Raw genomic sequence first — 9,225 nt, forward strand, 5'->3', positions numbered from 1 at the left:
ATTCAATATCATGAATTAAAAGCACTACTATAAAAATAAAATAATTAATTAACTCATCATTCACAAATAATATTACATTAAAAAATAAATTAAAATGGTCATAAAAAAACAAATAGCAAATAAAAATGCACAATTTAAAACGATAAAATTAAAAACTCTTCCCATAATAAATAAAATAAATTAATCAACAAAAAACAAAACCATAATGATATTGATTTAAGTTTACATTTATATATAATTCGCGCCTTTTTCTTACACCTGAAATTTATTTATGTCTCGATATTATCAGAACAGAATTATTATTAATTCTGTAGGCTTATTGTTCCTGGCACTATTAGCCACTTCAGGGAAATCAGCGACATCACCGTTAATCAGCCCAGTTGACCAGGATGCTATTACTCAGCAACAAAAAGACTTGCTACAACAAGCCCAACAGCAACGTGATGATATCCGTAATAGCGTTACATTATCACCCCTCCCCGTACCAGCATCTGATGATGAGGGTGCACTTTGCCACCCTATTCATCAAATTCAGCTTGAAGGCGCAAACAATCTTTCCGCATCAGTACAACAGGCACTATCCAAACCTTACTTATCTCATTGCCTGACTGCCGGTAAAATTCACGAGTTGGTACGTAAGGTATCTAATACCTACATAGAAAAAGGTTATATCACTTCTCAGGCAGGATTAAACGAACAGGATTTATCCAACGGCGTCCTGACTATCACAGTTACCGAAGGAAAAGTCAGTTCCATCCTGCTTGATGGGGAATCTCTCCTTGCCCTGAAAATAGCTTTTCCGGGTATGGTCGGAAAAATACTTAGCCTGCGAGACATTGAGCAGGGTCTGGAGCAGTTAAACCGCCTGCCTTCTCAACAAATCACCATTGATATCCAGCCGGCTAAGCAACCCGGTTACTCTGACGTTATTTTGAAACGCACTGAATCACGATTACCGGTTAATACCAGTCTGGGAATAGATAACAGCGGGCAGAAAAATACTGGGCAAGAACAAATTAATGCCACGTTAGGGCTGGATAACCCTCTACACCTTGCTGACCTGTGGTCAATATCTGCCAGCCGTAACAGTGATTTCCGACATAATCACCAGAACTGGAGCCTGACATCAGGCGTAACCCTGCCTTATGGCTACTGGTCATTCGATTATCAGTATGCCCGCAACCGCTCATTTCAAATGATAGCCGTAGGTACAGGGAGTTATCGCCATGAAAGTCAGGGACAAACTCACCAATTCAAAATAAACCGGACGCTATACCGCGATGGTCAGCAAAAGTTGGGGCTGAATATGGGACTAGTCCGCCGCCAGACTGCCAATACCACGGCGGGCGTTAAGTTATCCGTCAGCAGCCCGACATTGAGTGCGGTTAGTTTGGGCGCTCACTACAGCACGATGCTGGCAGGAGGCTATCTGACCTTTAACCCAACATTCAGTCATGGCTTAGATATGTGGGGTGCAACAAAAGATAACTCCGGCGATCGCAATGCCCTCAGAAGTCAGTTTCGTAAGTTCAGCCTGAGCAGCAGCTATTTTATTCCTGTTACGGAAAATATTTATTATCTGACTTCGCTGTATGGGCAATTTACACCGGATAACCTTTACGCCAGTGAGCGCCTGTCATTAGGCGGGCAATACTCCGTCCGGGGATTTAAAGAGCAAAATCTCATCGGGAATAATGGGGGATATTGGCGTAATGAACTGAACTGGAAAGTAGCCAGACTCCCTTTATCAAGTGAACTTGCTTTAAATGGGGCGCTAGATACAGGCTGGCTGGAAAACAATAAAAAAAGGCAAATCGAAGGAGGCAATGTTACCGGAGTATCACTGGGTATTTCACTCAATAACAACAAAATGGATCAGCGGGTCACAGTAGGAAAACCCTTGATTTATCCCACCCATCTCAGACCAGACCATTGGGTCGTTTATTGGTCTGCTTCATTTCATTTTTAATAAAAACACAGCACGAAATTTGGATTTCATTTCATGAAAGAACAAGAAAAAGATAAAACCATTAGTCCCCTGGCAAAGGGAACCAGTTATTTTTTGATTTACCTGACAGGTATATATCCACTGAACTCAGCAGTAGCAGGGGGGATTACCCCTGATAACACGCAGACTCAGATCCACAACAACGGCAATGTACCGGTAGTGAATATTGCGGCTCCCAATAACGCCGGAATATCGCACAATACGTATCACGAATTTAATACCGGGACTCAGGGAGCGGTATTGAATAACGCTACACAGGCGATTAATTCACAACTGGCTGGACAAATCAGTGCTAACGCTAACTTGCAGGGAAAAGCCGCCGAACTCATCATTAACGAAGTGACCGGCAGCAACCGTTCTGAATTACTGGGGCAACTGGAAGTGGCCGGTCAGAAGGCCAACGTGATGATAGCTAACCCCAATGGCATCACCTGTGACGGATGCGGGTTTATTAATACCACCGGTGCAATTCTGACCACGGGTAAACCACAGTTTGATAGCCAAGGAGCACTGGATGCTCTGGCCGTGACAAAAGGCCAGATTACAATTGGCGGTAAGGGGTTAAACGGTCAGTCAACCGATTATGTCGATATTATCAGCCGGGCAACTGAGCTGAATGGCAAAATTCAGGCCAATAATCTTGCAATTACGCAGGGCGCCAACCAAATTTCTTTCAAAGATGGCACATCAAAAACCATTGCCGGAGAAGGCGCAGTACCACAACTGGCTGTCGATACCAAAGCACTGGGGGGGATGTATGCCAATAAAATCCGCCTGATTGCAACAGAAAGTGGTGTCGGGGTGAATCTGAAAGATATCACCAGTACTCAGGGAGATATTACGCTCAGCGCCAATGGCAAAATGGAACTCGGCAACATTAAGGCGAAAACTGATTTAAATGCCGGTGCCAAAGAAATTAATATCGGACCAAGTTCTTCTGTTCAGGCAAAGCAGGACATTATTCTTGCTGGTGATAAGATCAGCAATAAAGGTAGTGTGACTGCTGGGCAAGATATGCGGGTGTATGGTGAATCTATCAGCAATACAGGGCCTCAGGCACTTTTACAATCCAATAATAATATGTGGATTCAAAAAAATGCAAGCGGAGATAAAAGTCAATATATTGAAAATAAATCGGCAACTATAAAAACCGATAAGGGCGACTTGATTATTAGAGCTGAAAAACTAGCTAATATTCAAAATTTTTCTTTGAGAAATGATTTAGAAATTGAAGCCACTTCAACCAGAAAAAATAATAAAACACTCACATACGAATTTAAGTATTTAAAATGGTTCGATGTGATGGATTTTTATAAGAATAACGCGCTCAATGTTAAACGGAGTTTAACGCAATATAATGTTAACTCTCCAAAATCCTCTATAGAATCTAGTAACAACCTATTTATTAACTCCACTGAATTGGAAAATATAAACTCGGACATTAAATCCAAGAAAGATTTAATCTTAACTGGGAGAAATCTGAATATAATAAGCACTCAAAATGGTGAGAAAGATATATTCCATACTTTTGGTTTTGGGTTTCCTTGCATTTGGGGATGTGACTTTGATTATTCATTTATTGACTTAGGCGAAACTCATTCTTGGAAAGATGTTAATCCTACAATGAATTCTCTTTTGTTCTCTGAAGGGAATTTAATAATTGACTTTTCAAATAATATAAATCTCGAAAAAAAAAGGGCTTATGATATTGAAAAAACAGGTGAAATAACTATTGATAGCGATAATTCAGACGCGTTAGTGAGTTTGAAAGATATAGTATTGTCGTCTTCTTCAATCAATAACAATACTAACATAAAATCAGATAACGATATTTCAATCATCGCTAATGATTATGTTAATACCCATCAGTCAAAAATTTCTGCTAAAAATGGCTTATCGATTATCGCGCCTAATAACATTGAAATAATTCAAAGTGATCTTAAAGCTAAAGATATCACGTTAATCAGTAAAGAGGGTGATATAAAGGCTAGCACCGATAACACCAGAAATTATTTCCTACCTAATAACATTAGGTGGTTAAGTGAGATTTCAGCTGTTCGAGATTTATCCATCTCAGCAGGAAAGAGTATTTTTTTATCAAACCTACGCTTTAAACCCCAAAATGGGGATATAACTGTAACGGCTAACCAAGGAATAGTCATAAATTATGATGATTCCATTCTAAAAAACAATAAAAAACTATCTCAACCCTTCGACAAAGAGAATGACTTGAGATTATTTAATGAAGCATTATCTATTGAAAAACTGAATACAATTGGTTCAGTTTCTTTAAACGCTGGAAATAAACCCCTTAAATTAAAAGGAATTGGCATTAAAGCGGGAAAAGATATTAGTTTAATTTCTGCAAAAGAGATAGATTTAGGACCTAGGATCATTGGAGAAGATTTCAATTATAGATATCGGAGAGATAAATATGATGATAGTCTTTGGATGTATAATAACCCTATGTTTAAGTTATTACCTGGGGTAGGAGATAATGATCCTAACAATAATAAAAAAAACTCTGGAGAAATACAGTCAGCACAGGATCATTTTCAATTTTGGGTTTCCCCATCTACAATTAATAACATTACAAGTAAAATTCAATCCGGGGGAGACCTTTTAATCAATGCAGGAAAAAATCTAAGTGCACAAAGTGTCATTTTATCTTCAGAAGGTCACACTTTATTATCTGCCGGTAAAAATATATCTTTCAATTCATTCCCTTATTTTACAGTTCCTACTCCTCTTATCGGTTATGATTTGGAACAAAAGAGATACCATCTAACTTCTGATATAAAGGGGGGAAGAAAACTAACCTTAACTGCGAATGGAACGTTGACTACTCAAGGAGCTACACTTTATTCTGGAGGAGATTTAAATCTCATAAGTGGTGGAAACATGTATTTTGAGCCCGCTCAAAATAATACAATAAAATTAAATGGAAGAAGTAGTGATTATAATTCTAACACTGTAAATCATACAGGCACTAAGCTAAATAGCGATGGTGATTTAAATATTTTAACTCATGGAGGAATTTTATTTCAAGCCACTAAATTAGTTGCCAAAAATGTAATGAATATTGCTGCTAAGGGTGGTTATCTTTATGCACAAGCACTAGAAGACGTGACTGACTATAAAACTTCCAGCTCTAAACGTAATTGGCATGGTAGAAAGAAAACTTCAACAACCAATCATCACTCAGTTATCAATAAAGTCACTGAATTTGTAGCTGATGGTGATATTAACTTACTCAGTCACGATGACAGCACTTATGAAGCCAGTAAGATTGAAACAAATAACAACGCGACCCTAACGAGTACGCACGGTAAGGTAAACTTTAAAGCCGTTAAAGATAGCGCTTTTGAACAAACTATTAGCCAATCTAAAGGATTTTTTATTCAGAATGGGAATAGTGGCTATAGTGCAGAAACATGGATACTGCCTTCTGTTCATATCGGCGGAAAATTAACGATTGATGCCGCAAATGGAATCAGTGCGGATATCAAAACCCAGAAAGGACAAACCTTGCAAGCTGCATTGGCAGCACTTGGTGATACACCTGAAACAGCTTGGTTAAAAGGATTAAATCAGCGTCAGGATGTGCATTGGAATGAAGTTCAGGATGCTTATGAAAGTTGGAATTATCAGGACCAGCATTTAAACCCAGCTGTTTCTGCTGCTATCGCTATCGCCGTTGCTGTCGTCACTGCAGGAGCAGGGGTAACTGTTGCTGCTGCTGGCTATACAGCAGGTGCCGCCACCACCGTCGGAGCCAGTGCTGCAACAGCCGCCGCAGTGGGTGGTGCTGTGACTGCCGGTATGGCATCTCTGGCTTCTACTGCAGCAGTCAAGCTGATTAATAATGGTGGTAATATTTCTAAGACCTTAAAGGAGATGGGAAACAGTGAGACGGTAAAATCAACGGCTACTTCTATGGCAATTGGTGGTGCATTGGCCGGATTTGACAATCTCATAGGCGTGGAAAAAACAGCTAATGGAGCTACTAAAGCGCCTTTATTAAGTAATAAAGCAGATTGGAGCAAAGTTGCTCAGCGTGTTGCAGGGCAATCAGTCATCAGCTCCAGTTTAAATACCGCAATTAACGGTGGTAGTTTCAAAGATAACTTCGCCGCTGCCTTGCTTACTAATGTGGGTAACCAGATTAATGCGGAAGGGGCGAATATTATAGGAAACAATGGAGCTGTATTAGGAGCGCCTGGAAAAGCAATTAGCCATGCGGCAGTGTCAGCTCTTGCTGCAGAAATTGGTGGTGGAGATGCTAAAGGTGCTGCAGCTGGTGCGTTGGCCGCTGAATTAGCTACAGTTGTTATGGAAAGCAGTCTATTTGAATCTAAGTACCGTAATGAACCTGAGCGTCAATTTCATAAAATTCAAGAAGCCATCCAAGGTAATGAAGCCAAAGCTCAAACAGTGCAAGTCATTGGAGCGCTATCAGGTGCATTAATTAGTGGCACACCAGAAGGGGTGTATAGCGCAGCCAACAGTGCTGATCTCGTTTACCGTTATAACTATACCGAACACCAGTGGGATCAAATCTTTCAGGAGAATGGAAGAGATATAGCAGCAGCAGCAAGTGGGGACAAAGCTGCAGCTGCACGTGTAGCAGCACGACAGGATGGGGCTATTGCTGCTCTTGCCGTTGCTGGAGGGGCATACGTTACGGTTGCTGGCGGTTATATACTGGCAGCTGCCACTGAAGAAATGTTATTTGCAGGGCGTATGGCTTTTGAAGCCTGTAAAGTTCAGGGATCCTTTTGTATCAATAAGATGGGTATCTTTGTAGCAGATGCAATGGCACCAGAAGCGGCACTGGGAACTGGAGCATTGGGTGTCGGAACGGTTAAAATATTAGGCTACAGTTCAGAAAGTGCAAAAAATCTGGCGAATGAATTGAATCATGCTTCAACCGCGTTATTATCGAAAAATCAGAAACCTAATACCTATGCTGTAACGGGCTTAATAGAACAAGAAGCAAAAAGAGCACTGGAAAATTACCGTGTCTATGATTTAAATAAAGTTACCGATAAAGCGTTAGACCTTAATCTAGTCAGACAAGAAACCCTGAAATATCTTAAAGCAAGCCATCAAAAAAACGATAAAGCAGTAAGTTATGCAACTGCATCAGTAGATACCAATGGTATAACTGAATATTACTTATCCGTGAGTGGCAAAGCCTGGTCTGGCAGTTCACCAACGACAGTAAATATAGGTGGAGTTAATTATAAGGTTATCTTGACCGATAGCGAAAGTATACCCAGTATAGGGATTATAAAAACACAAAAGACAAACCTTAATCATGCTGAACAAAAATTATTCAGTTATATTCAAGATAATTACAATGGTCAAAAGGCAAATGTAAATATTTCTGTACAAAATACGTCAATAATGGAACCAGGAATGTGCATCGGCTGTGGATATACTAGCCAGAATTTTGCCGAAATGAACAAAAATTTTAATGTCAATATTTTTCAAGGTTCAACAGGAGCTAACCCATGATTAATCAAACACTCATAAATTACCTGCACTCAGTTTTCCCTGAGTTAGAGATCGATATCAGTTATATCAGGGGATATGCTGTTGAAGAAATACCAAAATTTGAACGTCTTTATGATATCGAAGTAAAGGGTCAATTATATGACTTTTTAACATGCATGGGACGTTGTAGTGGTGGTCTATTTGGTGATGTTCCTTTAGTTTTTTACCAAATGCAAGAAACTATTCGAGGTGAAGTATTATTTCAAAGTGGTCAACGAGAAGAGTTATGTAATATCCAACTTCATCATTTGTTGGATAAAAAACCATTTTTTATTTCAGTAGAGAGTTATACACAGTATTACTTTCTATTAACAACATCAGATAATCCTGATTTGGTTTATCATTATGATGAAAATGAAGAAACCGTTAAGGCAACTAATTGGACGTTTAATGAATATTTAAGATTCGTTGTTGATGCATATACACGTAATCATAAAGTTAAGCCTCCTTTTGATTTGTGGGGTGAACTAATTGTTATCTAATCTTTTTGGAACCATGCCATATAAATGTTAACTAACAGAAAGTGTTCCAAAATAAGTTAGATAATTTACACTCAACAGGTAATCGCCTCAGAGTCCGGACCCTCTCCGGACTCTACCAAAAATAGATTAGACCTATTATTTTAGCCGTCACATGATACCTGGAAAGAATATTATTTTTCCAATGTGCTTCATCCTTACTTACCCAAAACACATCAGGATTCCCTATTGATAGAAAGTTATTTAATATTGATCGTGAAGTATATTGAAAACACAGGATTAAAATAAATAGGATATAAATCATGCTACCTTATAAAGTTAAAAAATATTTTAGTGATCAAGGGTGGTGGGATGATTCTATCCACCCAGAATATTTGAATGCATTAATTGAGTTAAATATAGATTTACAATCTGATTTTGCCCAATTTTACTTACATGCAGAGGATGGCCCGACATTTCATAATAGACATCGTGAAATTTACCAAATCTGTTGGTTTATTATTAATAGCAATTATGATTTAGAAATAAAATTTACACATAAATTGCTTCGTTGTTCAGAAGAAGAATATCTTCCCTTAGATAGTTTCGAGGGTGAATATGGGTTTTTCTATAATAGAAAAACTGGAGAAGTACTCGAAATAGGTTTAGGGCAAGAAATGCTCGATTTTTACGAAGGGAAATTCAAACCTCAATGGAAAGATTTTAACTCATTTCTTGAATGGTATTTTGGGCTAACTGATTAGCGGCATCTATAAAAATCAATCTGAAAGCGATCCCAGCCAGAATGCTGGGATCTTTCTTTGTATATAGAAAACCCCCTGCTAGGCAGGGGGTTCCGTAGAGCTTTCAGCGATGAGGCAGCTATAAAAACCCCTTTTGATTTGTTAAAACACCTTGCGGTCTGGCAACTGCAAAAGTCAATCAAGAAATCGAAAGGGGGTCCCACCATGAGGGATGAGAAAAGCTTAGCGCATACCCGATGGAACTGTAAATATCACATTGTCTTTGCCCCAAAATACCGAAGGCAGGTGTTCTACGGAGAAAAACGTAGAGCGATAGGAAGTATATTAACCTGAATTCTGGATAAGAAATTGACGAGAGGCCTGTTCCAGGAGCAAAGTTTTGGTGAAAGCCTAAAACGACTCCGGGGAGGAACAGGCCATGGACAAGTTAGTTGAA

4 protein-coding genes and 1 pseudogene are annotated in these 9,225 nt (G+C 39.1%); all 5 read left to right on the forward strand.

Features of this window, described 5'->3' with window-relative positions; genetic code table 11:
* Nucleotides 1-271 precede the first annotated feature (271 nt).
* Nucleotides 272-1,969, forward strand: coding sequence for a ShlB/FhaC/HecB family hemolysin secretion/activation protein (locus AACX68_RS03615; RefSeq protein ID WP_228860624.1), 1,698 nt, complete (start codon nt 272-274; stop codon nt 1,967-1,969).
* A 33-nt stretch (nt 1,970-2,002) separates the two neighbouring features.
* The gene (locus AACX68_RS03620; protein WP_228860625.1) at nt 2,003-7,528 is read left to right on the forward strand and encodes a DUF637 domain-containing protein; all 5,526 of its coding nucleotides are present in this window, start codon (nt 2,003-2,005) and stop codon (nt 7,526-7,528) included.
* Nucleotides 7,525-8,049 carry a hypothetical protein gene (locus AACX68_RS03625; protein ID WP_228860626.1) on the forward strand — a complete coding sequence of 175 codons (525 nt, stop codon included), beginning with the start codon at nt 7,525-7,527 and terminating at the stop codon, nt 8,047-8,049. Before AACX68_RS03620 ends, AACX68_RS03625 begins: the two co-directional genes overlap by 4 nt.
* 299 nt (nt 8,050-8,348) lie before the next feature.
* Entirely contained in the window at nt 8,349-8,789 is a 441-nt protein-coding gene (locus AACX68_RS03630) for a hypothetical protein (protein ID WP_228860627.1), read from the forward strand.
* Nucleotides 8,790-8,993: 204 nt separating this feature from the next.
* Nucleotides 8,994-9,116, forward strand: a pseudogene (locus AACX68_RS03635) (transposase); the annotation flags it as partial.
* Nucleotides 9,117-9,225 lie beyond the last annotated feature (109 nt).

Source organism: Xenorhabdus sp. PB61.4, assembly GCF_963894935.1.
In the GTDB taxonomy this organism is placed as follows: Bacteria; Pseudomonadota; Gammaproteobacteria; order Enterobacterales; family Enterobacteriaceae; genus Xenorhabdus; species Xenorhabdus stockiae.

Coding starts and splice junctions, on each gene's coding strand:
- AACX68_RS03615 (WP_228860624.1), top strand. CDS start 272: ATGTCTCGATATTATCAGAACAGAATTATTATTAATTCTGTAGGCTTA.
- AACX68_RS03620 (WP_228860625.1), top strand. CDS start 2,003: ATGAAAGAACAAGAAAAAGATAAAACCATTAGTCCCCTGGCAAAGGGA.
- AACX68_RS03625 (WP_228860626.1), top strand. CDS start 7,525: ATGATTAATCAAACACTCATAAATTACCTGCACTCAGTTTTCCCTGAG.
- AACX68_RS03630 (WP_228860627.1), top strand. CDS start 8,349: ATGCTACCTTATAAAGTTAAAAAATATTTTAGTGATCAAGGGTGGTGG.